Raw genomic sequence first — 22,936 nt, 5'->3', positions numbered from 1 at the left:
TTTCTTTGAGTTGTACAAGGCACAATAAAAGTCCATGAGTGATTGAGCACGATAAACTTTTACTTCAGTAAAGTACCTATGGATTCAAAGATGAGTTAATTGTTGCGGGCCAGAACCTGGAAATCTTTCGCCCAACCCGCAGCACGGTCTGCTGCATTGTTGCGCTGTTCGGCGGAGGCTGAATTGAGAACTTCAACAATCAATGCAATGGTTGCTTTTTGCCGTTGTTCGCTTTCCTGTTTTTCAGCGGCACTGCTTGGGCTTTGCCAGGCGTTGAGCAGGCGGGCGATTTCCTGGCTTAATGTGGCTTGGTCAATTTGACGGTTGGCGGCTTTGTTCACCAAAACCATGAATTGTTGCTGGCGCTCAAGCCGTTTTTCATAACGAGACTCAGCCCTGTGGGTTTCGGCTCTGGCCCAAGCTTCAATTTGTTTGATTTGAATCGGGTTCAATGTGCCCAGCCAGCGCTCGAACCGCTCGGCCATCCGTTCAGCTGATTCGCGCACGCGCTGATCAGCGCTTTGCATCAACCGTTCGTCCCGGTACTCTTTGTTGGATTTGTCGAGCGCTTCTTGGATATCTTGAACTTGATTGGGCCACAAGCCCAGCATGTTTTTCGCAATCACAGGTGCTGCTTCATTGGCAGTGCGTCGAAGCGACGCCCGAATGGCAAGGTTCAGTGCCTGCACCTGGTTTGCACTTACAGGCATTACTACGCCATTGGGCGCAGCAAGGGCTTGTCGGGCGGTTTGCAGTTCGCTGGCCAGCACGGGGAGCTCAGCGTTGCGATGCCACTCCACAATCTCATTCAGACTTGTTTTAAGAAACGCAGATTGTTCGGAATCAAAATCGACTTTGTTGGTGAGGTAAGTGTGCGCAAAACTGGCCGAGTTGTTGTAACCCAGCTTTATCGCGCTGCATGCAGCCAACAAAGTGATGCAAGCCAAAAGCAGACAGGTTCTGGTTCGAATTGCTGGTTTTATCACGAGTTCTTGCCACCCAAAAAAATTGAACTTGTCGGTGTAGGACCCATTGAATTGCCATTCGTTCAGTGGGTTTTGAAGCGGCTGGCCCAATCGGGCAATGGGTGAATGAATGCCTGCATGTTCCCACCCTGAATTCGAAGTACTTTCTTATAAGGTTCTTGTGCGCTGGAGTTGTCGAGCACCCACACATCGTCGCACAGGGGCAGGGCGTTCAACACATTGTCGACAGTTCTCGGAATTCGCGTTTCGATTTTTTCTTCAGGTACCGCATGCCCGCCAGTTTCAATGCGTTGGTGTACGCGGGCTTTGTTCAAACTGCTTTGTTCAAGATGAACAAACACCATCACCACCTGGTAGCCCAGTGCTTTGGCTTTGGCCACAAAGTCAATTTTGGATGGATGCGAAAACACGGTTTCAAAGCAAAAGTTCTTGCCTTGTTCAAGCAAACTGTTGCGCAGGTTTTCTGCAATTTTTGCAGCTTCGTAGCTGTGTTCCTCGGGTGCTTGGGGAAATACATCTCGCGCAATGTCGTCGGCATTGACAAACGGCATGCCCAAGGGTTTTAACTGTGTGCGGTAGAAAGTCGATTTGCCAGCCCCGTTGCCACCTACCAGCAGCCACAGTTGCTTCATGCCAGTTTGACGGGCTTGAATTGGCCATTTTCAAATTGACCAATTTTGAGTGCACCTTTTGGGCCAATTTGTTCAAGCAGGCCTGGGTGAGTAGCACTGGCCTGGTAGCGTACTTTGTTTTGGCTTACCTCTTCTTTCAACTCACCGGTGGTGCGTTTCATGTCCAAATTGCCAAATACCCAGTCGGCACTTACAGGCGGTGCATTCACTTGTTCCAGTTTTACACGCAACAGCCCGGCTTTGATTTGTAGCAAACTCTCCGGGTCTAGCAGGCTTTCAACTTTTTGCCCAATGCTGGCCCAATATTCGATTTGTTCAGCCGCGCTGCGGTGGTGGAGCTTGCCCAACACGGCAGCATTGCTCATCAAGTCAGACTGAATTCGTATGGGTGAAGAGGCTTTGGCCATGGCGTGTTTCCTTGATTGATTCCCTGTGCAACGCCTTGATTGTAGCAAAATGCTACAAAGAAGGCAATTTACAGCTGGCAATTCAAAGGGACATATCCAATCAAAGGTTCCTGAGCACAAATTCCTTGATGGCTTGCGCGCAGGGGTAGGGCGTCTCGATCATCGGCAAGTGACCCACTCCGTCGAACAGGCACATTTCAGCCCGCTTGATCAGGCGCTCGAACTCGTAAGCGCAACTGATGTGCAGAACATCATCTTGTTTGCCCCACATCACCAATGTGGGTGCTGAAATGTCTTCAAAAGTTGCTTTGGTGTAGTCGGGGCGGCGGCTCAACATTTCTTGAAACAGGAAGCTATTCACGTCTCGGCGGTGAATCAATTCTGTTGCGGAGAAAAACGCGGCAGACGCAGCCAGTGCCCGGTTGTGAAACACCAGGTCAGTCAGCTTGATTACATCCATGGGGGCACGTGGAACCAGTCGGTTTTTTCCGCGTAGCACCTCACGAATGAAGTCGGTCTCCTCGGTGCCGGGCAGGCCCAATGCATCCATCAACACCAGGCTGGTGACCATTTCAGGAAAGCGGGCGGCTAACAGGCCTGCCAAGGCGCCCCCCATGGAGTTGCCCACCACGTTCACCTTGTGAACGCCAATTTCGGTCAGCCAGTCATGAAGGCGTTCAGTTTGGTCCTCAAGACCATAGTTGCGATCCGGGTTGAAGCCGCTTTCACCCCAACCGGGAAGATCGGGGATCAAAATGCGAAATTGTCCTGCGAAAAAAGGGAGCAAGGGCAACCAGTGTTCTTTCGCTGCGGCAAAGCCGTGCATCAGCAACAAAGCCGGGCTGTTTTCCTGGCCTATTTCAAGCCAAACCAGTTTGTCTTTTCCCACGCCGATACGCTTGCGATGAACGCCCACCAAGCCGCCGTACCAAGGGTTCAGTCGAGTAAAGCTAAACAGCTTGGGACGCCAGTCTTTCAGTTTTTCTGGGTCTATCTCGGGGGCGTGACGAAGAAATGCTTCGCCCACATGATCGAAATACTGGTCAACCAGTTTTGCGCCTTCGCTAATTGGAGAGACTTCTTTGCCTTTGGACTTGCGGACAGGTTTGGTCAAGTTGGACCTTCTATTTTTAGTATTGATACATGATTAGCAAAGCATACTTCGAATAATTACAAAGAAATTTCTACAACGCAAAACCGGATAATCTTTGTACGCAGTATTTTTTGCATCATTCGGGGCTTGGCTTACACTGTCCTTGCAAGCCAACCCCATATTTTTGAGTGTTCCTTCAATTTATGTCAGGTGGGCGACACAGCGGAATGAACCGCAGTGCGGAATTCTTCCGGTATCAACAGTTCGTAGGTGGCACCAGTGCCCGGTAAGTTGGGCAGGCCGGGCAAGGCTGGCAGGTTGGGGCCACGCTGGTTGCTGAAGTAAAGCCGTGAACCATCCGGGGAGAAGGCGGGTCCTGCCAGTTCACTGCCACCGCCAGTAATTTGAAGCAGAATTTTTGCAGGCTTGTTGGGACTCATCACCATCAAACGCATCGCATCGCCGTCTTCCGCCACAATGACATCGCCTGCCGGGCTCACTACCAAATTGTCCACATCGTCAAAACCTGCACCTTCAGACAATTGACTGTTGTCGAAAACCACTTCAATCAAATCATTGTCAATGTCCAGTGCGTATACACGGTTGTCGCCCTTGCAGGCAAAGAACACCACAGCACGCATCGGCTTGGCCACCCCGCTAACTGCCGGCGCTTGACCCTGCGGAAACTCTTGAATCCAGATGCCTTCACCACCCCTGAACACAGTGCCCGGAACAGGAAGACCGGCTGCTGCTGTGCGTGTGCGCACTTGGGCCTGGGGGTTTTCAGGCTCAAGAACATCCACCCACTTCACGCGGCGAACGCGTTGGGCCACAGCAATGTCTTCCTGATAGGCGCCAGCCTCGAAACCCACAATTTCCAGAACCTGCAATTTGCCTTGCTCCATGTTCAAACCCATTTGCCCGTTGACTGCTGGGCGCAAATCGCCTTCAGAGACAAAGCGGTACAAACGGCCATCACCCGCGTCCTCAGTCAGGAACAAGGTTTTGGTCGTCATGTCCACCGCAACTGCTTCATGATTGAATACACCCAGCGCTGGTAACGCTCGCGCAGTTGCAGTGCTTCCCAGCGGGTCACATTCCCAGGTCACGCCGGTTTGGGTTTCTTCACAGCTAAGCCAGGTTCCCCAAGGTGTGGCCCCGCCTGCGCAATTGCGGGCCGTTCCGGTCAAAATTCGATAGGCCGATTGAACTTCACCTTGCGCATTGAACCTCAGCGCACCCACGCCACCCTGTGGTGCCTCGGTTTCGCTGTTCGAGACATACACCCAACCGCCATCTTCGGTCGGGAAGACTGCGCCACCATCGGGAAACATATGCCAGTTGTAGCCAGTCAGGCCCAGTAAATCGGGGATACCCAGCACCGGGTTGCTTAAATGCCTTGCCACTGGGCGCACGGTGAAACCAGCTGGCGCAAAAATATTGTCGACACCTGTGGCCACCAATTCGCCAATGCCAGCAAGCGGCCCGGCTTGCAAGGGCAGCTCCATGGCCAAAGGCCCAAGGCTGGGGGGGTTGACCACGGGCGGATTTACATTTTCATTGGGGCCGGTGGGGGTGGCATTCGATGTGGATGCTTCTGAATCAGAACCACATGCGCTGAGCAGGGGCAAGGCGGTGGCCCCAGCACCTAGAAACATCGCTCGCAACAAGGCGCGGCGTTTGAATGAGGGAATGGCTGGATGAAGCATGGTGAAACCTGTAGGAATGTCAGAAACGGCTACCTTTGATACTGTGCAATCGGGTTCATGGTTTGGGTAAAGTACTCAGTGTGAACAGCCACTTCTTTGACACATTTCAAATTCAAGACGAGTCATCTAGTAAGCCTGCTCTTTTGTGTTTTCAATCCTTTCCGGGCTTTGGGCAGTACAAGCTAGAAGAACGAAGTAAAGGTGACGGGATGAAGCGGCGGGATGTGTTGAAAGTGATGGCAGCCAGTACATTGGTGGGTTGCGGAGGTGGCGATGATTTGTTGGTGGGCACCAATCCTGGCGGGCCTGTAGGGCCCTCTGATCCAGGCACTGGTTCGCCAGTTTCAAGCAATGAATTCGAACAGGCTTTGCCACAGCCCGGATTCGAGCCTGCCAGTTTTGATTTTCCAATGGTATTGGCCATGCCATTCGCGCATGGCGTGGCCAGTGGCGATCCCCTGGCGGACCGCGTTATTTTGTGGACCCGAATTACCTTGCCGGAATACCCGCCCCAAGGTGTGCAGGTGCGCTGGCTGGTGAGCACTACAGCCGACATGCAAAATGTAGTGCGCCGTGGCACACAGCGTGTGGTGGCAGAGCACGATTACACTTTGAAAGTAGACGCTCAGGGTTTGCAGCCCGCCACCACTTACTACTATCAATTTAAAACCGGACCACACAGCAGTATTGTGGGGCGCACGCGTACTGCGCCAGCTGACATGGTCTCAGCCATTCGACTGGCAGTGGTGTCCTGTTCCAGTTACTGGTCAAGTACCTGGAGCGGATACGGCGCCATTGCAAAACGTGAAGACCTGGATTTGGTAATTCACTGTGGCGATTACATTTACGATTTTGTCGACGAAGACGAACAGGTTCGGGCAAGGCGAGACATTGAAGACACCACCTATGTAGATTATCGCGACTGGCTGAACATTGACGAGTGCAGAAGGCGCTATGCACTGTTTCGTTCAGACCCCAACTTGATGGCCGCGCACCAGCAACACCCCTGGTTCATTACTTGGGACAACCACGACATCGACCCTGGGTTTGGCAATGAATTGCCCACCACTTTGCCGGAGGGTGTTGAGTCCACTTGTACCTTGCTAGACACCACACGCGCCTTTTGGGAATGGACCCCGTCCCGCCCGGTCAAAGCCGATGGCAGCGGTGAATTCATTTTTTATCCTGACACTGAATACCCCGCACCAGTTGATCCTTTGCTGGTGTACCGCAGTTTGAACTTTGGCCCACTGGCCAGCATTCGAGCGCTGGACACGCAAAGTTATTTACCCGGGTATGGTTTGCAAGCCGATGCATCGCATTTGCCGGAAGGTACACCCACCTTGTTTGGAAAAACACAGTTTGACTGGCTACTTTCACAACTTCGCAAAGATGAAACGGAAGGTGTGGTGTGGAAGGTGCTGAACAACCAAACCTGGATTGCGCCTTGGGTGGTGCCCAATGTGGTGGGCTCGCCGGTTGTGCCATTGCCTGTGCGCTGGAACGATTACAACACCGAGCGAAATTTGTTGATTTCGCAATTGCGCGGCACAGCCGATGTTCCTTCAGTAAACGGCACCGTGTTTGTCTCCGGCGACATGCACGGTAACTGGATTTCTGATGTTGTGGAAGATGATCAAACGGCATTGCTGAATCAATATCAAGTGGCACCACCTTTGCCCACTTTGAGGCAGGGGACATCTCCAGAAAATATTGCAGCAGGCTTTCAGCGGGCAGCCACGGCCAATTTGCCTGGTGTGAATTTGCGCGCCGCTTCAGCCGCTATTGAATTTGCACCTTCTTCAATGGGGCGGGGCGGCGCTGATGAAATCGTGGCCAATGCTTTGCCTGGCAGTCCATTTGCTGTTCACGTGGCCGCAAGCCGTGCCATTGAGGCCGCTACCATGCTGGGCAACAAGCACGTGCAGTTCATGGAATGGGTAGAACACGGTTACGGCATTGTGCAACTGGAGCAAGACAAAGCCGTGTTTGAATGCTGGTGGCAAAACAAGCTGCAAGACAATGCGCCTGATGTGTTGGGTGTACAAATGGTGAGTTTTGCAAATGATGAGCCCACACGTTTGCCCACGCCGCGATTCAAAAACCAGGTTGATTCAGTCACCTTGCACGGTATGCCTGTTCAACCCAGCAGCAGTTCACGGGCAGCGCCTTTGGCTCCCATGCCAGCTCAGATACTGGCACGGTAGTTGGCAAATTAGTTGATCAGCAGCTGCATCAAATTCAGCACCAGCAAAATTGCCGCCAGCACTTGCCACAGCAACACCGGGTTTTTTTCAATCAGGGGTTGCTTGGCCACGCTGGCTTCCAGCTTGGTGTTGGGCACGGTCAGGTCTTGCAAAAATTCACTGAGTGCATCGTAGCGATACCGTGGGTTGGGTTGAAGCGCTTTGCGCAGGCAGGCCTCTACCCACAGCGGTAAATCACGGCGTGCTTGGTTGGCTGGAATGTAGCGCATCTCGCCATAGCTTTTCAGTTCAAGCTGTTTCACCGCTTTTTCTGCAAACGGCAAGCTACCCGTCAGCATTTCATACACCACCACGGCCAGTGAAAACAAATCTGATTTGAAAGTACCTACTTCACCCATCAAGTACTCTGGGGCCACATAATTCACGCTGCCTTGCGGTACCGATTTGTCCAGTGGTGAAATCAGTTCATCGGCACCGGCAATCAATACCGTACCGAAGTCGAGAATTTTCACGCAGCCGGTTGCGTCAATCATGATGTTCTCGGGCTTGATGTCCTGGTGCACCATGTCGGCGCGCTGAAATGCTCGCAGCCCCGCCACCACTTGTTTTACAATGCGACGCACAGCGTCCACACTGGGTTTGGGGTTGTCATACATCCATTCCCGCAGGTTAATGCCTTCAATGTATTCGCCCAGATAGTACAAAAACTGCTTCGGGCGTTTGGGCACATGGGTTCGCATTACATTTACATGCTGCACGCTTTGTCCCACCCATTCTTCCCGAACAAAACCGCTCAGGTACATCGCGTCCTCGGAGAAATTCAGTGAGGGTGTTTTCAGCGTGAATTGTTCGCCGGTTTCCATGTCGCGCACGCGGTACATGTGGCTGCGGGTTCCGCTGAAAATAATTTCAAATACTTCATAGCCATCTATTTTATTGCCCACCTGAAGCACTGGCGGTATGGGCAATTGTGTCAACTTGCGGTGCACCTCATCCAGCGTTTCATGGGGCAGGGCGTCGATGGCCATCAACAACACAGTCAGGTTGTCGTCGCTGCCAGCATGCAACGCTGCCTGAACCATGCTTTTGGCAAGTAGTTCCAAATCGGTAGTGCCATGCTCTGTAATCAAATCAAGCATTTCTGAGCGCTTCAGCACGCCGTGAACTCCATCGGTGCTCAGCAATACCAAATCACCCACCTGCAATTCATGGGTGCTGTAGTCCAGTTCCAGATGCCGGTCTGCGCCCAGTGCGCGCGACAAATACTCCTGCCCCCGTTCAGTACGTACATGGTCCTGGGTGAGGCGCTCAATTGTATCGCCACGCACGTGGTATACCCGCGAATCACCCACATGAAAACAGTGCAGGGTATTGGATTTCAACACCACCGCACTGAAGGTGGTCAACAGGCTGTCGTTGTGGCTGGCCCGGTTGGTATTTTGCTGATAAATCCAGGCATTCAAGCCGGAAATAATTTGCCGGGCTGACTTTTGAACGCTCCAGGTGTAGGGCGTGGAAGCATAGTCGTCAAGAAAACTGGTTACCGCCGTTTGGCTGGCCACATGGGAATCGGCGCAACTGCTCACGCCATCGGCAATGGCCGCCGCAGCACCTTTGAGCAAGTTCGATTCAGCTTGCCCACACCACGCGGCAAAGGCATCCTGATTCACAGGCTTTTGGCCTGCGATGGAATGACCACCAAACCGAACTTGCAATGTACTGCTCATGGCGCCTTTGCTTGTTGTTGTCTATTTATCCCACGCGAATCAGTTCAACTGTACCGTCTTCTTTGACTTCGGCCATGTGCCCCTGTGGTTCTTCCATGAACAGCAGTGTAATAAAACCCACCACAGCAGTTAAGGCAATCACGAAGAAGAATGCCTGATAGCTGACAAACGACAACACCGTGAGATAAACCACTGCACCTACATTGCCGTATGCACCTGTCATGCCTGCAATTTGGCCGGTCAGGCGGCGTTTGATCAAGGGCACTGCGGCGAACACAGCCCCTTCGCCAGCCTGCACGAAAAATGAACAGGCCATGGTAGTAATCACGGCCAACCACAATGGCCAGCTGGAGTTGGTTAAGCCCATCAGCGCATAGCCGACGGCCAATCCTGCTGTGAGAATCAACAGCGTGCGTTTTCGTCCAAATTTGTCGCTGATCCAGCCACCGCCAGGGCGTGACATCAGGTTCATGAAGGCGTACATGGAGGCCACAAGGCCCGCGTACACAGGGCTGAGCGAAAAGGTTTCTGAGTAGAACAATGGCAACATCGACACCACAGCCAATTCAGAACCAAATGTGGCGAAATAGAGTACGTTCAACACAGCCACTTGTTTGAATTTGTAGCGGTGCAATTCAGGCACCGGGGTTTTGAAAATATCGCTGTTTACTTTGTATGCACCGTAGCAGTCGTACACAAGAATCAACAGCAGAACGCCATAAATGGTGTTGGCTGCAGCACTGCTGAGCATGCTGACACCTTCTGGAGACAATTTCCAGGTTAACAAAGCCAATGCTGCATACATGGGCAGTTTCATCAGCAGCATGAAGTAGAAATCGCTGACACTTGTTACTTCCATGCCACCGCTTTTCTTGGGTTTGAAGTAGGTAGAGCCCTTTGGGGTGTCGCTCACATTGAAGTACCACACAAAGCTGAACAAGAGGCAAATTACACCAGTAATTGCAATTGCATAGCGCCAGCCGTCAGGCCCGCCCAGCAACAAGGCCAGTGTGGGCAGCACCATGGCTGCACCTGCCGACCCAAAGTTACCCCAACCGCCATAAATACCTTCGGCCGTACCCAGCTGGTGGGCTGGAAACCATTCACTGACCATGCGAATACCGATCACGAACCCGGCACCGATAAAGCCCAATAGAAATCGGGAAATGGCGGCCTGTGCAAAGTCAGTTGAAAGCGCAAACATGAAGCAGGGAATGGACGACACAAACAGAAGCACCGCGTAAACCAGGCGGGGGCCAAATTTGTCGGTCAGCATGCCAATCAATATGCGTGCGGGAATGGTCAGTGCCACATTCAAAATCAACAGTGTTTTAACCTGTTCTTTGCTCAAGCTCAGCGATTCAGCAATGGCGCCGAGCATGGGTGCGTGGTTGAACCACACGAAAAAAGTGATGAAAAATGCAATCCAGCTCATGTGCAGGATTTTCATTTTCCCGGCAAAAGAGAACAGATTCAGTTTGGCGTGGTCGTTCATGACGAATGGCTCTTTTTGGAATTCAAAATAAAAAGCGCCCACCCATCGAATCAATCTGTGGATTGACTTGGTGAGTGAGCGCCTTTGCCCGTTTTTGCTGCATATGAAAGTCAGTTGCACCTAAAAGGTGCGCTTAACTCTCCCAGACAGTCTCGATTTCCAGCTTTGGAGGCGAAAACTGTGTGTATGAATGTTGCAATGCAGAAACTGTGCCAGCGAACAAACCGTGAACCAAGAAAACCTGTCAAGGTCTATGCAATATGGATAAAATAACATCGAGTGGTCCGTCAGTTTTTAGCAGCAACTTAAGTAGCAGAAAGGTGATTCAAATGCGTATGTTCAGCGTGTCAACAGGTGTGGTGGTGGGGTCTGCATTGCTCTTGAGCGCATGTGCCTCCATGTACAGCGTTCGGCCAGTGGTGGCCGAGAACCAGGTGCCAGTTCAAAACCAGGGTTTTGAGTCTTTGAGTTCGAGCAAAAAACACATGGTGCAGGTGGGCTCGGTGTACAACTCGATGCGTCAATTTGATAACCCTCGTTTTAACGTAACTTTTGTGAACAACGGCAAGTTTCCAGTTGAGTTTTCGACGGAAAACGTCACGGTGACTTTCAATGGCGAGCCGGCCACTGTGGTCAGTTACGAGGCACAAATTCAGGATGTGCAAAACCGACTTTCTTTCTACGGTTTCAGGGCCCCAATTTTTTACAGCCCGTTTTATCACTCACCTTTTCACAGGGGTTTTCACGGAAGCGGTTTTCTGTTTCAAACCGATTTCAATGACAGACTTGATGTGCAGCAAGCCTTTGCCGACTTTGACCGAATTCAAAAGTACAGTTTGAAACCGAAGGTGGTGCGCCCGGGTGAGCAAACACAAGGTGAAATTATTGTGGCCCGAAAGTTATCGGCCAGCAGTGCGCAAGACATCACAGTGACGGTACGTGTGGATGACGACATGCACAAATTTGATTTTGGTTACCTCCAAACCAATTAATCAGGGGCTGCTTACTGGAGTTCAGCGATTTTCCTGAACTCCTGAAGCTTGGCCCGCAAAAACAAAATCATCGCTTCACGGTCGTGAAGTTCTGCACTCAAGTACTCCACCACTGTGGTCAATTGCTCCACTTCGGCCGATCGCTTTTGAATCAATTCACTGGCGCGTGCTTGCAGTTTGGCCAGTTGCCTGCACAAGGCGTCGTTTTCAATCAGCAAGGTATCCATCGATTTATTCATGCACACTGCGGCTTTCATGGGGCAATTCCTTCATGAATCAGTGAAGCGCGCCACCTGCATGCTGCCGGTTGTGGCCTTGCAGGGTGGGTTGCTCCAAAGCTTGTTTGATTCGTTGAATTTCGGCTTGTGCAAAGCCCATCATGCCCAGCAAATCCCGAAAGGCAGTGGCTTCAAAGCGCATGGTCATGTAGTGAAGACAGAGGGATACCACCCCGGTTTCCTGACAGTAATAGACTGAACCGTTTTCGCTGCCCGCTAACCATTGACCCAGTTGAGCTGTACAGTTTTCCTGCTGCATGAAGAACTCCCGATTGATACAAATGAGAATTCATCGTAAATGATAATCATTATCAATACAAGTGCTTTTTGCAGTTCTAGGCTTGCTCGGTGTTTAGTTGGTACTTGTCTTGCGCACCACAGTCAATTTATTACCTACTGGGCTACTTTGTTCGCCCAGAATTCCTTTTTCAGTCACCAGCAAGTCAGTGCCGGAGAACAGTGGTGGCCGGCCTTGCATGACCTGCGAAGTGCCGGTTGAAAAGGTCAGTGGGTTGAAGGCATCCACTTGCTCGCCGAGAAAGTTGAGTTTAATGACCTGTCCCGTTAAAAAGTAGGTAACGGCGAAACCATCGGGAAGAATTGAAAAGTCGTCCGGCAGGCTTTCCAGCGTGGCCAGCACCAATGGCATTCCGGCAGATCCATCCTGTTGAATTGGCACTACATTCAAGCGGCCCAGGTTTGGTATTTCAGAATCAGTAAAGTACAGCAGATTTCCCCGGCGTTGAATGCCATTTGGAAAACGACCTGCCAGGTCTAGCCATGTCGTTTGATTCTCCACTTGCAGCGGGTTGTTGGCAGCAACTTTCAGTTTCACAATTTTTGGAGTGGGCAGGGCATTGGTAGCAATCGGTCCATCCACTGCATACAGTGTTTGGCCGTCTGCACTGCTGGTTAGTCCATTGGCCAACCCCATGCTGTCATAGTCAAATACCGGTGAAATCGTCATTGGGGATTTGTTCAAGCTGCCTGCCCACAAAGTGCCGTCGCCACAATTGGCGTAAAGGGTATTCCTGGCAATCGCCAAACCCGTGAAGTTGCACACCCCGCTGGAAACGGTTTGAGCCGCGAATTCATCGGCAACTTTAACCACCTCAATCACGGATTGCCCGCCGGACACAAACAGCCTGCCTTCAGCCGAGAAAATCATGTTCTCTGCATCCGGAACGGTCAGCAATTCCTGCAAACTGGCACAAGCATTGTTAAAGCAAGGACTGTTTTGTTCCAGTGATGATGCATTGGTGCGAGTTGTTGGCAGGGCAGTGGGCTCTTCGCCCGTGCATGCAACCACAAACGGCAGAAAAACAAGGAGCGACCAACAAAGACGTGTTCCAGATTGCATGTATCAAATTCCCCATGAGATGAAGCTTGTACTTTGAGTGCAAATGTTTGGATGTAATAATCAAGAATCAACAACATCGCAGGAGCAAATCCCCATGTTCGAGAAACTCTGGGCGTGTGTATTGATGGCTTTTGTTTTCTGGCACTCAGGCCCGGTTAACGCAACTGCTGCTGTCCCTGTGCCCTTACCCCAGTTACCCGCCACATTTTCAGGCACCTTGCCTTGTGCCAGTTGCGAAGGTATTCAGACAAACATTACCTTGCAGGCCGACGGTACTTTTTTCTCCCGCCAATTTTATGTGGGGCAACCTTTGCCCAATCAAGCCAGCGATTTGGGACGTTGGGTGATGTCGCATTACGGAAACATTTTGGTGACGCAGGGGCAAAATTCCGAGTTGCGTTATTTTCGGGTGAAGTCAGCTGACGAAATTGAAATGCTGGATCTTGAAGCGCGCACCATTTTTTCGACCTTGAATTACAGCTTGAATCGCACCGCAACTGCGGATGTACCAGACTTGAAGTTGTTTCCGCTCACGGGGCTTTATCGCTATTTTGCCGATGCTGGCCGTTTTATTGAATGTGCAAGTGGCCTGAACTTGCCCGTGGTTGCCATGGGTGACAATGCAAAACTTGAGAATGCTTATTTGCAACTTCGTGAAGAACCCGGGCAGGCACTGCTTGCGACTGTGTATGGTCATATCAAGCCTGCGCAATCGATGGAGGGGGATAAACTTACACCAAGTTTGCACCCCCTGCGCTTTGAGAACATTGCAAGTGGCAATTGCCCCAAACACCTGCGCTCGGCCAAATTGGAAAATCAATTCTGGACGCTGGTACAACTGCAGGGAAAGCCAGTGGTGTTGCCTGAAACCGGCCGTGCACCGGGTTTGATGTTGCATGTGGATAACAACCGGCTGAGTGGCTCAGGGGGTTGTAACCAGTTGCTTGGTACGTATGCACTCGACGGGAGTTTTGTTCAATTGAGCCTGGTTGCTGCCACACGCATGGCCTGCTTAAGCGAGGGTAATGTAGATACTGAACTGATTGACACGCTGACCCAGGTCAGAAGCTGGAATATTCTGGGTCAGCGTATGGAGTTGTATGACCAGCTTGGGCGTTTGCTGGCCAGGTTTGAAGTGCGTTAAGTTGTTTAATTCTGCAACAGCTCGAAAGTAAGGCCCGCATGCTGTTGCAATCGGCTTATCAGTTGTTCGCCCATCAGTGAGGCGGGTGTCCAGAACCCGCCAGCGTGGTTTTGAATGTCCAGGGCCAGGCACACCGCAGCCTCGCCCAGCATTTTTCCGGTTGAGCCATAACCCGGGTCCATATCGCCTGTTACTTTGGCTGTCAAAGTATTGCCCTTGCTGGTGGTGCCATAAAAGCGCAGGTCATAAGAGCCGCGTTGCTGCGAAGTTTCACTGGGGCCTTCGCCAGGTTTGGGAACCACGAATTTTTCAAGCACCCAACGGGTTGGCGGCAGTGCTGCACCGATCAAAAACCCAGCCATGCCGCTGGCCAGTCCCATCGCAGTCATGCGGCCTTTGAATCCATTTCCGGTCATCATCGCTTCGTCGTACTTGAATTCTTTTCCGTATCCATAATTTTGCAGCGCATTGCTTCGATGAACCACGCGCGTATTAATACCCGCCATAACAAAAGGTGCCAGCCAGCTTTTTGCCACTGGGTCAAATTCTGCGAAGCTTACATTGGGCTGGCGTGCAGCCAGGCGGGCAGGGGATATCAAGTATGGGTTGGCCAGTTTCTTCGCCAGTGAACGGTCAGCCGCAACTTCGCGCGTTACGTTGATCATGCTGGCCACGGTGCCACCTGAAAATTCACCCTTCAGTTTCCTGACCCGCATGCGTATTTGTTGGCAAGGTTCACCATATTGAACGCTGGCCGCCTTCTGTAGAAACAGCACGCCCAAATCAGAAGGAATTGAATCGAAACCGCAGCAATGCACAATGCGTGCACCGCTTTGTTTGGCGGTGTCTTCGTGGGCTTCAATCATCCGTGCAATCCATTGCACTTCACCGGTGAGGTCGCAGTAGTCGGTGCCGGTTTCAGCACACACTTTCACCAAATCGGAACCATACAAAGCGTAAGGGCCCACTGTTGAAACCACAACCCTGGTTTTTGCACACAGATTTCGCAAATCAGTTTCTTTACCGGCATTGGCCAAAATGGTCGGAAGCTCTCGGGCCTGCTCACCCAAGCGGTTTTTCAACACTGCCAGTTTGTCGGCATCGCGCCCCGCAATCGCCCATTTGATCTCGCCATTCAAGCCATGGCGCTTCCACAGGTACTGCACCAAAATTTGACCGACGAAGCTGCTTGCCCCGAACACGATCACGTCGAATTCTTTCTTTTTCATTGCGCTGTATCTCCTGAATTTATTGTGTTTTGCCAGATTCTCTCACACTCGATAAACCTTGTATTGATATTCCGAATACCGATTATTTCTAGGCCCTAAGGGTGATAGGGAGTGACCGAAGCTTTAACCCGATCGGGGGGACGCAAATTGGATGTGGAATATTTAAGGTGAATCCATTCATCGGAGAACCCCATGGCCAGTCTTTCAGCAGTCAACTTTTTGTTCGATCCAAGCTCCCAATTGTTGCCATTCTGGATTGCGATTGCACAAAACGACCGTGAACTTGAGCTGGCCGCCAAAGCCCGTCAAATCGCTTACGGAAAGCATCTGCCTTTGCTGGGTGAAAAGCTGGCTGTACCCGATGCCGATGATCGCAACCCCGACTTTGCCGTGCTTCTGGCTTTTTCAAAGTTGGATGGAAGTTGCATTGGCACTGTGCGGGTTCAAATTGCCAATCAGCAGCAGCTTCGCCTTGAGGAGTCATATGCATTGCCCAAGGCCCTGAGAACAGGGCGAATTGCCGAGGTATCGAGGCTGGCCATACCTGCGCGTTCGAATGGTTTGGCATTGAGGTTGATGTTGATCAAAGCGGCCTACTGGTACAGCAGGGCGAATTTGGTGGACCGATGTTTTCTTTGTGTACGTTACCCGGTGGACAGGCAGTACCGACGGTTTGATCTGGATGATGTGCTTCAGCCTGATGAGTTTGTGGCCATGAAGCACATTGGCATGATTCCTCACCGAATTCTCTGGTTTGATGTATTTCATATCGAGGCACGCTGGTTATTAAGCGCGAATCCGCTCCACTCAGTTTATTTCTCCAGCTCTCATCCTGATTTGTTGCAAAACATTCAGATGCGTACCTTGCAACTGGAAACGCAAAATCAATTGCGCTCTATCGGATGATTTCCATGCCTATTGCTGTCGCAGACTCATTTCAGAAAACACCTTGGGTGCCCTTTCTGTCGGTGGTGTTGTTGAGTTTTTTTCTGCTGGTGTCTTTTGTCAACTTGTCGGTGCTTGGCGAGAACAGCCCCCCTGAAGTGCCACTGGTATTCTCGAGCCTTGCTGAAGAAGATGTGCAGGGCAGTTTGTTCAATGTAGTAGAACAATTAAAAAACCAAGCTGAGCAGACTGTGCTGCGCACCCACTTGAAAGAGACGCCCTATTGGGTTTATGCAAATGTGTCGCAAACCATGGCACAACAGTATGAACAAATTTTTTTCAGATCACGGCATGTGGTGCAGTCCAGCTGCTGGCTTGCATACCCCAACGGCACCTTGCAGGAAATTCAGCTGGAGACAAACCAGGGGCGTGTGGTGTCAGCAAACCTGACAAATCCTGTCAATCTGCAAGGTGTACTTTGCCAGTTCAAGTTCATCGGGCCCGCCAGTCTTGAAATTGGTTTGCAAACAGCTGCAAATTTCAATGAAACCATTCTGGTCTCCGAACGCCGCCAAAGTTTTCTTGAGGGTGTTCTTTATCTCATGATCGGCATGGTGGCAGTTGCCGCGTTCATGACCCGCAGCGTACTGTTTGTCAGTTACGGGTTCTGGCTGTTTGCCAGTCTTCGATTGGTGGCATTGTCGGAAGGTTGGGACCATTCAATTTTTGGTTTTGATTTGAAATCTGAGCCGCTCATGCGGGCCCGCATGCTGGCCTTGGCCATGTACTTCACCTCAACAGTGCTGATTGTGTGGCACCTGTTTGAAAACATTTGCCGAGAATCGTGGTTGGGTGTATTGCGCGCCCTGCAGTGTGCCAGTGTAATTCTCACTGCCCTGGCGCTGTTCTCTCCGTACCGCACCTTTCTGGAGTTGTTTTGGCCCATGAGCTTGGTTGCAGCCTCGGCTGTGGCTTGGGTAGTAATCCAGAATTTTCTGGAGAAACGTGACCGCGTTGCAATTTACTACCTCGCGGCGATGTTGATTTCCTTGGCTGGTGCAGTGGCTGAAGTTTTGTCAGCCTGGTTTGATCAACGTTTTCTGCTGCAGTATTTCAACAGTGCCTCGGTCACGGTGCTGGCCAGCCTCATGACTGCTGTTGCCTTGGCCGAGTTTTTAAGGAAAGCACAATGGCAACAACAGTTGGCAGCACAGGAAATAAAACAGGCCCACGAGCGCCTGGAGAGTGTTTTTGATATTGCGCCGTCAGCCATGTTTACTTGCACGCGCCATGGTCAATTGATCCACTTCAACAAACAGTTCACCGATTTGTTCCTGAATCGGGAGGGCATGCCCACGCTCGACTTTCTTCAGCCGCAGCGCCTTGCTGCGCTTTTTAATTTGCTGGAGCAACCCGGCAAATCATCACGGCGTGAATTGCCTGTTGTGGTGGGTGAGGGGCAAACACGTTGGTATGAGCTGGTGGTTAGTCGCGATCACCGGGAACTCGTGGGCGTGGTAGCGGACTTTACAGCCAGAAAAGACCGTGAGTTGGCCTTGCAGTACCAGGCCACACACGATGAATTGACTGGCGCCCTGAATCGACGTGGGCTGCAAAACATTATTCACAACAAGCTGAACAAGCGTGCGGCCAGTTTCACTTTCTTTTGTGTCGATATTCAACAGTTTTCGCGTTTGATCAGCGCATATGGCCTTGCGGTGTCTGACCAGTTGCTTCGAGCCTTTCACACTGAGCTGTATCGCCACATGAACGCCCATGGCGAGATTGCACGGCTGCATGTTGATCAATTCGCAATCATGATTCATCAGAACGACACGGAGCGTGCAGAAGAAGCCTTCAATGCATTTTTGTACAGGCTGGATTCAGTGCCGTTTCAATTTGACGGCAGAAGTATTCAAACCTCTGTGCTGGCTACACTGGTATTTCAGGGGCTGGTTGACAACGTGCTCGATGTCATGGAAACCGTTGAAATGTCCATGCGTGAGTCCAAGTTCAAGGCCAAACGCAACAACAAGGTTGAGCGGGTGGTGTTTGAGCAAAACCAGACCCGCAGTTTACTTGATCAATCCAGAACCATTCGCAGGCTCGATGATCAAAAATTGCCCACTGGTTTGACCCTGGCGTGGCAACCCATACTGGCTTTGAATGAGCACAACGGACCCTTGTATGCGGAAGCCCTGTTACGGATCAAGGATGAGAACGGCAAGCTTGGATCGGCCGGGTTTTTGATTGAGGCCTGTGAGCGGGGTGGGCACACCGCGTTTCTGGACAATTGGGTATTAAGCCATACACTCGATTTTCTGGCTCAGCATGCACAGCAGTTAAACAAGTTGAGCGTGTTGAGCATCAATGTCTCACCCGGTTCTTTGAACGATGAAATTTTTCTACAGGACACGTTGGCGTTGATTCGCGTACATCAGCAGCACGCCTCAAAGTTGTGCCTCGAAATTACAGAAGTTGGTTCGGTGATCAATCTTCAGGCGGTTCAGAATTTCATTGAACAGGTGCGCAGCCTGGGCGTGCGCATTGCACTGGACGATTTTGGTGCCGGGTACAGCAATTTCCGGTACGCGATGGACCTGCACGCAGATGTCATCAAGATTGATGGATCGATTGTGAAGAACATTTGCCACAGCACGGAAAGCCATGCCGTGATTACTGCCATTGTGGGTTTGGCCCACGATCTGGGTTGCAAATGTGTGGCCGAGTGGGTGGAGGATTTACATACCCTGCGAGAAGTCAAAGAACTTGGCGTTGATTATGTGCAGGGTTACCTGGTATCCCCTGCAGTAGAATGCGAGCGTTTCCTGAACTTGAACAGCACACTGGAATTGATGCCCGATCAAAACCGGGCACGTCTGGTTCAATCTGTTTTGGAATCGGTGTCTGCCTGAACGCTGGTCAATTCACCATACTCCACCCAGAACCGTTTCACGATTGACTTTTCAAGTTGCCCCCGCTTGTTTAGGGGGCAGGCAAACCGCAGGGTCATGCGCAGGCATTTTTCGTCGATGCTGGCCCAGAACACTTCAGGCCTGGCCTTGGGCAAATCGACAAAATTGTCACGTTCAATTGCTGAAAAATGGCGTTCGGCTTCCTCTATCCAGTGTTTTCCAGCCTCGTCGGCCAGTTTCAGCGCAAGCGATTCCGCAGCCTGAATTTTTACAGACTTGTCAAAGTTGAAGTCGATCAGGTGAATGCCGTAGGAGCCATACACTGAAAGGTTTTTCATGGCTTGCGTGAATACGAGGCTGTTGGGCAATGTCAGCAGGCGGCCAGTTTGTTTTTTCGACGGACCAATTTCAGCCAGTTCGAAGGTTACAAAACCTGTATTCACCAACTGCCCCGTGAATTGGCCCACTTCAATCGTGCTGCCAATGCGAAGGCTTTTGTTCAGGGAAATAACCAAAGCACCCCACAGGCACAAAATGAATTCTTTGCTGACAATCAACAGCGCACCACCAATGGCCGCCAGGGAAATCAGAAAACCGGTAATTTGCCCTGACCACAAAGCAAGTACCAGCAACAGGGCAGTGACCCATACAATGTTTTTACGTCGAACCCAAGTGGCCCGCACATTGCCCGTTTGAGGTGTGGCTCCATTGGTTTCCCGAAGCAGCCGCCAGTGCATGAAGCGGTTGATCGTGGTGGCCAACATCAATATTGCGATCGACAGGACCAGCTTGCCAAGCCGGCCTTCGAGAAAATTGAAAACCTGTTCAACCGTGGGTTCGAGGTCTTTGAAAAATTGAAGAATTTCCATCTTAGCTTCTGTTTGCTGCCCGTTGATCTTGCTGGAATATGGCTTCCAGTTCCTCGCGCCCCTGTCGACCTATTTCAATTACTTTCTCGCTGTCGCCCAGCACTTTGGCTTGCTTGTTCAACAGGCTTTCATCGTGTTGCTTGAATGTTTCTGCTTTCTGCATGGCTTGGCCGTCGCTGTACCCCAGTGCATGCAGCGCCTCGGTGGCTGCCTCCAGTGCGCCAGCGAACAATTCACGGATCACCGAATGCGCACCTGCTGCCTTCAGTGCGAGGTAATCGTTTCGATTGTGCGCACGGGCGATGATGGTGATTTTTGGGTAATGATGAACAATGAACTCAACAATGGCTTGCGACATCTTCGGATCATCAATGGCCACAATCACGGTGCGAACCTTTGAAATACCCGCAGCTTCAAGAACTTCGGCACGCGAGGCATCGCCGTAATACACTTGATTGCCGAATTTCTTGACGAACTCAATGTGCTCGGCGTTCTTGTCCAGCGCAGTGAAGTGAATTTGATTGGCCGCCAGAATACGGCCAGTAACCTGCCCAAACCGGCCGAACCCGAGAATAAGTGCTTCTGATTCGCTGCTGTCAAACTTTTCGATGTTCTCGGGCGCTTTTGCAATTTGCTTGTCGGTGAATTTTTCAAACCACAACACCGCCGGTGCAGTCAGCGCCATGGAAATACCGATCATCAAATTGACCATGCCTGCTGTGCCTTCGCCCAGCAAACGAAGATCCATGGCTTGCGCCATGATCACGAAACCGAATTCACCGCCCTGACACAACATCAAACCCAGCATCAGGCCACGCGGGAAAGGAACGCCTGCCAGCATGACCAGGCCGATGATGACCAGTGCTTTCAATGACATCAGGCCCAAGGTGCCGAACATCACAGTGAGTGGAGATTCAACCAGCAGACCGAAATTCAAGGTCATGCCAATCGAGATGAAAAACAGACCCAGGCTTAAGCCCTTAAAGGGCTCTACGTCGGCTTCAAGCTGATGCCGAAATGAGGAGTTGGCCAGCATCATGCCGGCCATGAAAGCACCCAAACCCATGGAGAGGTTGGCATGTTCCATCACCACCGCAGCGCCCAATACAATCAACAAGGCCACCACAGTCATGATTTCACGTCCGCCGTAGCGGGATAAAAAGTGCAGGGCGGGATTGATCAGAAAACGCGCAAATACAATCAACCCGAGAATGGCCGCGGGTGCAAGCCACCACTGTCCGGGGTCGGTGTCGGGCTCTATTGGGGCCAAGGCCTGCACGGCAAACAGAATGGGAACGACCGCCAGGTCTTGAAACAGCAACATGGAAAAACCACGCCGGCCGTCTTCATTGCCCAAGATACCTTTGTCGGCCATCAATTGAATGGCGAACGCCGTTGAGGAAAGGCCCAAAGCCAGGGCGATGACCAAGGCCGCATTGCTGTTCATCTCGAACAGGAATGCCAGCACCCCGTAAATGATGCCCGCAGTAATGAACAACTGGCCCGAACCCAGCAAGAGTACTTGCGCACGCATGGCCCAAAGCTTGGCGGGCTCCAGTTCCAGCCCAATGACAAACAGCAGCAAGATAACGCCAATTTCAGAGAAGTGCAGCACCTTTTCCGGGTCGTCGATCAGCCCCAGCACTTGGGGGCCGATGACCACGCCGGCAGCCAGATAACCCAAAATTGCGCCCAAGCCCAATTTCTTGAACAGGGGCACCGCCAGGGCGGCAGCCAGCAAAAAGTAAACAACACTTTCCATCATTTTTGTCTCTCGATGTTTTTAGATCAGTTCGATCGCCAGTGCCGTGGCTTCGCCACCCCCAATGCACAAACTGGCCACGCCGATTTTTCCGTTTGTCTTTTTCAATGCACCGATCAAGGTGCATACAATTCGGGCGCCGCTGGCACCAATGGGGTGACCCAAAGCACACGCGCCGCCGTGAATATTCACTTTGTCCGCGGGCAGGTTCAAGTCAGCCATTGCAGCCATGGTCACCACAGCAAATGCTTCGTTGATTTCAAACAAGTCAACCTGTGCGGCGTTCAGGCCGATTTTTTCAAACAGCCCTTGTAACGCACCAACCGGCGCGGTGGTAAACAAACTAGGCTTTTGCGCATGGGTGCTGTGCCCCAGTATGCGCGCCAAGGGCTTGATTCCCAGCTTTTCTGCATGGCTTTGTTTCATCATCACAACCGCGGCTGCGCCATCGGAAATGGATGAACTGTTGGCAGCAGTGACCGTGCCGCCGTCACGTCGAAAGGCAGGTTTCAACGTGGGTATCTTGGCCGGGTCTGCTTTCAGGGGCTGTTCATCGGTGCTGACGACTTCCGTGCCTTTGCGGCTGGCCACTTCGATTGGGGCAATTTCCCATTGAAAACTGCCGTCTTCCGTGGCTTGTTTGGCGCGTGCCAGTGAGCGAATTGCGAATTCGTCCTGCGCCTGGCGGGTAAAGCGATATTGGTCAGCGCATTCTTCAGCAAAGCTGCCCATTAGTCTGCCTTTGTCATAGGCGTCTTCCAGGCCATCGAGAAACATGTGGTCCATCACCTGCCCATGGCCCATGCGCATGCCGCTGCGCGCTTTGGGCAGCAGGTAGGGTGCATTGCTCATGCTTTCCATGCCGCCTGCCACCGCCACTTGGGTGCTGCCAGCCAACAGGCTGTCGTGCGCCATCATGATGGCTTTCATGCCCGAACCACACATTTTGTTGATCGTGGTGCAGGCGCTGCTCAATGGCAAACCGGCGGTGAGCGCGGCCTGGCGGGCTGGTGCTTGCCCCTGGCCTGCTGGCAACACACATCCCATGATCACTTCATCCACTTTTTCAGAAAGGGTGGGGTGCCCAGCGCGCAACACGGCTTGTTGAATGGCGTGTGCGCCCAGTTCGCCGGCTGTAAAACCAGACATGCTGCCCTGAAAACCGCCCATGGGGGTGCGGGCGGCAGATACGATCACGATGGGGTCGTGCTTCATGGTTTGGGGTCTCCGGGAAAATAGGTGTTAT

The 22,936-nt window shown here is 51.8% G+C and carries 19 protein-coding genes; 5 read left to right on the top strand and 14 right to left on the bottom strand.

The window, feature by feature from the left end; translation table 11 throughout:
• Positions 1-95: 95 nt before the first annotated feature.
• The 5 genes from HKT17_RS08480 to HKT17_RS08460 all read right to left on the bottom strand — a co-directional run bounded on the left by HKT17_RS08480 (position 96) and on the right by HKT17_RS08460 (position 4,827).
• Complete coding sequence (locus HKT17_RS08480; RefSeq protein WP_205882391.1) at positions 96-947, bottom strand: DUF6279 family lipoprotein; 852 nt, start codon at positions 945-947, stop codon at positions 96-98.
• A 101-nt stretch (positions 948-1,048) separates the two neighbouring features.
• Positions 1,049-1,618 carry an ATPase gene (locus HKT17_RS08475; RefSeq protein ID WP_171099286.1) on the bottom strand — a complete coding sequence of 190 codons (570 nt, stop codon included), beginning with the start codon at positions 1,616-1,618 and terminating at the stop codon, positions 1,049-1,051.
• Complete coding sequence (locus tag HKT17_RS08470) at positions 1,615-2,025, bottom strand: TA system antitoxin ParD family protein (protein ID WP_105029226.1); 411 nt, start codon at positions 2,023-2,025, stop codon at positions 1,615-1,617. Before HKT17_RS08470 ends, HKT17_RS08475 begins: the two co-directional genes overlap by 4 nt.
• 100 nt (positions 2,026-2,125) lie before the next feature.
• A complete protein-coding gene (locus HKT17_RS08465) occupies positions 2,126-3,139 on the bottom strand; it encodes an alpha/beta fold hydrolase (protein WP_171099284.1) in 1,014 nt (337 codons plus the stop codon).
• Between the two features lie 185 nt (positions 3,140-3,324).
• Positions 3,325-4,827 carry an alkaline phosphatase PhoX gene (locus tag HKT17_RS08460; protein WP_240965755.1) on the bottom strand — a complete coding sequence of 501 codons (1,503 nt, stop codon included), beginning with the start codon at positions 4,825-4,827 and terminating at the stop codon, positions 3,325-3,327.
• A gap of 209 nt (positions 4,828-5,036) precedes the next feature.
• On the opposite strand from HKT17_RS08460, the gene HKT17_RS08455 reads away from it, so the two are divergent.
• Positions 5,037-7,034, top strand: coding sequence for an alkaline phosphatase D family protein (locus tag HKT17_RS08455; RefSeq protein WP_240965753.1), 1,998 nt, complete (start codon positions 5,037-5,039; stop codon positions 7,032-7,034).
• 8 nt (positions 7,035-7,042) lie between these two features.
• Here HKT17_RS08455 and HKT17_RS08450 read toward each other — a convergent pair whose 3' ends face one another.
• Positions 7,043-8,761, bottom strand: coding sequence for a bifunctional protein-serine/threonine kinase/phosphatase (locus tag HKT17_RS08450; protein ID WP_171099279.1), 1,719 nt, complete (start codon positions 8,759-8,761; stop codon positions 7,043-7,045).
• A gap of 25 nt (positions 8,762-8,786) precedes the next feature.
• Positions 8,787-10,256, bottom strand: coding sequence for a NarK family nitrate/nitrite MFS transporter (locus HKT17_RS08445; RefSeq protein ID WP_171099277.1), 1,470 nt, complete (start codon positions 10,254-10,256; stop codon positions 8,787-8,789).
• A gap of 329 nt (positions 10,257-10,585) precedes the next feature.
• On the opposite strand from HKT17_RS08445, the gene HKT17_RS08440 reads away from it, so the two are divergent.
• Positions 10,586-11,248 carry a hypothetical protein gene (locus HKT17_RS08440; RefSeq protein ID WP_105029220.1) on the top strand — a complete coding sequence of 221 codons (663 nt, stop codon included), beginning with the start codon at positions 10,586-10,588 and terminating at the stop codon, positions 11,246-11,248.
• Positions 11,249-11,259: 11 nt separating this feature from the next.
• On the opposite strand, the gene HKT17_RS08435 is transcribed toward HKT17_RS08440, so the two are convergent.
• The 3 genes from HKT17_RS08435 to HKT17_RS08425 form a co-directional block, all read right to left on the bottom strand.
• Positions 11,260-11,505, bottom strand: coding sequence for a hypothetical protein (locus tag HKT17_RS08435; RefSeq protein ID WP_105029219.1), 246 nt, complete (start codon positions 11,503-11,505; stop codon positions 11,260-11,262).
• Between the two features lie 19 nt (positions 11,506-11,524).
• Entirely contained in the window at positions 11,525-11,785 is a 261-nt protein-coding gene (locus HKT17_RS08430) for a hypothetical protein (protein WP_105029218.1), read from the bottom strand.
• A gap of 93 nt (positions 11,786-11,878) precedes the next feature.
• Entirely contained in the window at positions 11,879-12,835 is a 957-nt protein-coding gene (locus HKT17_RS08425) for an SMP-30/gluconolactonase/LRE family protein (protein WP_205882389.1), read from the bottom strand.
• 145 nt (positions 12,836-12,980) lie between these two features.
• On the opposite strand from HKT17_RS08425, the gene HKT17_RS08420 reads away from it, so the two are divergent.
• The gene (locus HKT17_RS08420) at positions 12,981-14,030 is read left to right on the top strand and encodes an META domain-containing protein (RefSeq protein ID WP_171099272.1); all 1,050 of its coding nucleotides are present in this window, start codon (positions 12,981-12,983) and stop codon (positions 14,028-14,030) included.
• Between the two features lie 5 nt (positions 14,031-14,035).
• Here the strand turns inward: HKT17_RS08420 and HKT17_RS08415 are convergent, their stop codons facing one another.
• The gene (locus tag HKT17_RS08415; protein WP_171099271.1) at positions 14,036-15,259 is read right to left on the bottom strand and encodes a saccharopine dehydrogenase family protein; all 1,224 of its coding nucleotides are present in this window, start codon (positions 15,257-15,259) and stop codon (positions 14,036-14,038) included.
• A 192-nt stretch (positions 15,260-15,451) separates the two neighbouring features.
• Here HKT17_RS08415 and HKT17_RS08410 point away from each other — a divergent pair, with 192 nt between their 5' ends.
• Together HKT17_RS08410 and HKT17_RS08405 are read left to right on the top strand one after the other, a co-directional pair.
• Positions 15,452-16,165 (top strand): N-acyl amino acid synthase FeeM domain-containing protein, encoded by a 714-nt coding sequence (locus HKT17_RS08410; RefSeq protein ID WP_171099269.1) that lies wholly within the window; start codon positions 15,452-15,454, stop codon positions 16,163-16,165.
• 5 nt (positions 16,166-16,170) lie between these two features.
• Positions 16,171-19,059, top strand: a complete 2,889-nt coding sequence (locus HKT17_RS08405) for an EAL domain-containing protein (RefSeq protein ID WP_171099268.1) — start codon at positions 16,171-16,173, stop codon at positions 19,057-19,059.
• Here the strand turns inward: HKT17_RS08405 and HKT17_RS08400 are convergent.
• From HKT17_RS08400 to HKT17_RS08390, 3 genes are read right to left on the bottom strand one after another with little or no spacing between them, the layout of a single operon-like run.
• Positions 19,029-19,928 carry a mechanosensitive ion channel domain-containing protein gene (locus HKT17_RS08400; RefSeq protein WP_171099266.1) on the bottom strand — a complete coding sequence of 300 codons (900 nt, stop codon included), beginning with the start codon at positions 19,926-19,928 and terminating at the stop codon, positions 19,029-19,031. The genes HKT17_RS08405 and HKT17_RS08400 overlap by 31 nt on opposite strands.
• Position 19,929: 1 nt before the next feature.
• Positions 19,930-21,693: a cation:proton antiporter domain-containing protein gene (locus HKT17_RS08395; protein ID WP_240965749.1), complete on the bottom strand. Its 1,764-nt coding sequence runs from the start codon at positions 21,691-21,693 to the stop codon at positions 19,930-19,932.
• An 18-nt stretch (positions 21,694-21,711) separates the two neighbouring features.
• Entirely contained in the window at positions 21,712-22,905 is a 1,194-nt protein-coding gene (locus HKT17_RS08390; RefSeq protein ID WP_171099264.1) for an acetyl-CoA C-acetyltransferase, read from the bottom strand.
• Positions 22,906-22,936: the final 31 nt, after the last annotated feature.

It is taken from the genome of Limnobacter sp. SAORIC-580, assembly GCF_013004065.1.
GTDB lineage: Bacteria > Pseudomonadota > Gammaproteobacteria > Burkholderiales > Burkholderiaceae_B > Limnobacter > Limnobacter profundi.
Note: the sequence above shows the minus strand (reverse complement) of the source record. Positions and strands in the feature narration are given on the sequence as shown.

Bases quoted from the DNA above. Each gene is read 5' to 3' on its own strand.
- HKT17_RS08475 (WP_171099286.1), bottom strand. From the start codon at position 1,618: ATGAAGCAACTGTGGCTGCTGGTAGGTGGCAACGGGGCTGGCAAATCG.
- HKT17_RS08470 (WP_105029226.1), bottom strand. From the start codon at position 2,025: ATGGCCAAAGCCTCTTCACCCATACGAATTCAGTCTGACTTGATGAGC.
- HKT17_RS08460 (WP_240965755.1), bottom strand. From the start codon at position 4,827: ATGCTTCATCCAGCCATTCCCTCATTCAAACGCCGCGCCTTGTTGCGA.
- HKT17_RS08455 (WP_240965753.1), top strand. From the start codon at position 5,037: ATGAAGCGGCGGGATGTGTTGAAAGTGATGGCAGCCAGTACATTGGTG.
- HKT17_RS08450 (WP_171099279.1), bottom strand. From the start codon at position 8,761: ATGAGCAGTACATTGCAAGTTCGGTTTGGTGGTCATTCCATCGCAGGC.
- HKT17_RS08445 (WP_171099277.1), bottom strand. From the start codon at position 10,256: ATGAACGACCACGCCAAACTGAATCTGTTCTCTTTTGCCGGGAAAATG.
- HKT17_RS08440 (WP_105029220.1), top strand. From the start codon at position 10,586: ATGCGTATGTTCAGCGTGTCAACAGGTGTGGTGGTGGGGTCTGCATTG.
- HKT17_RS08435 (WP_105029219.1), bottom strand. From the start codon at position 11,505: ATGAAAGCCGCAGTGTGCATGAATAAATCGATGGATACCTTGCTGATT.
- HKT17_RS08430 (WP_105029218.1), bottom strand. From the start codon at position 11,785: ATGCAGCAGGAAAACTGTACAGCTCAACTGGGTCAATGGTTAGCGGGC.
- HKT17_RS08420 (WP_171099272.1), top strand. From the start codon at position 12,981: ATGTTCGAGAAACTCTGGGCGTGTGTATTGATGGCTTTTGTTTTCTGG.
- HKT17_RS08415 (WP_171099271.1), bottom strand. From the start codon at position 15,259: ATGAAAAAGAAAGAATTCGACGTGATCGTGTTCGGGGCAAGCAGCTTC.
- HKT17_RS08410 (WP_171099269.1), top strand. From the start codon at position 15,452: ATGGCCAGTCTTTCAGCAGTCAACTTTTTGTTCGATCCAAGCTCCCAA.
- HKT17_RS08405 (WP_171099268.1), top strand. From the start codon at position 16,171: ATGCCTATTGCTGTCGCAGACTCATTTCAGAAAACACCTTGGGTGCCC.
- HKT17_RS08400 (WP_171099266.1), bottom strand. From the start codon at position 19,928: ATGGAAATTCTTCAATTTTTCAAAGACCTCGAACCCACGGTTGAACAG.
- HKT17_RS08395 (WP_240965749.1), bottom strand. From the start codon at position 21,693: ATGATGGAAAGTGTTGTTTACTTTTTGCTGGCTGCCGCCCTGGCGGTG.
- HKT17_RS08390 (WP_171099264.1), bottom strand. From the start codon at position 22,905: ATGAAGCACGACCCCATCGTGATCGTATCTGCCGCCCGCACCCCCATG.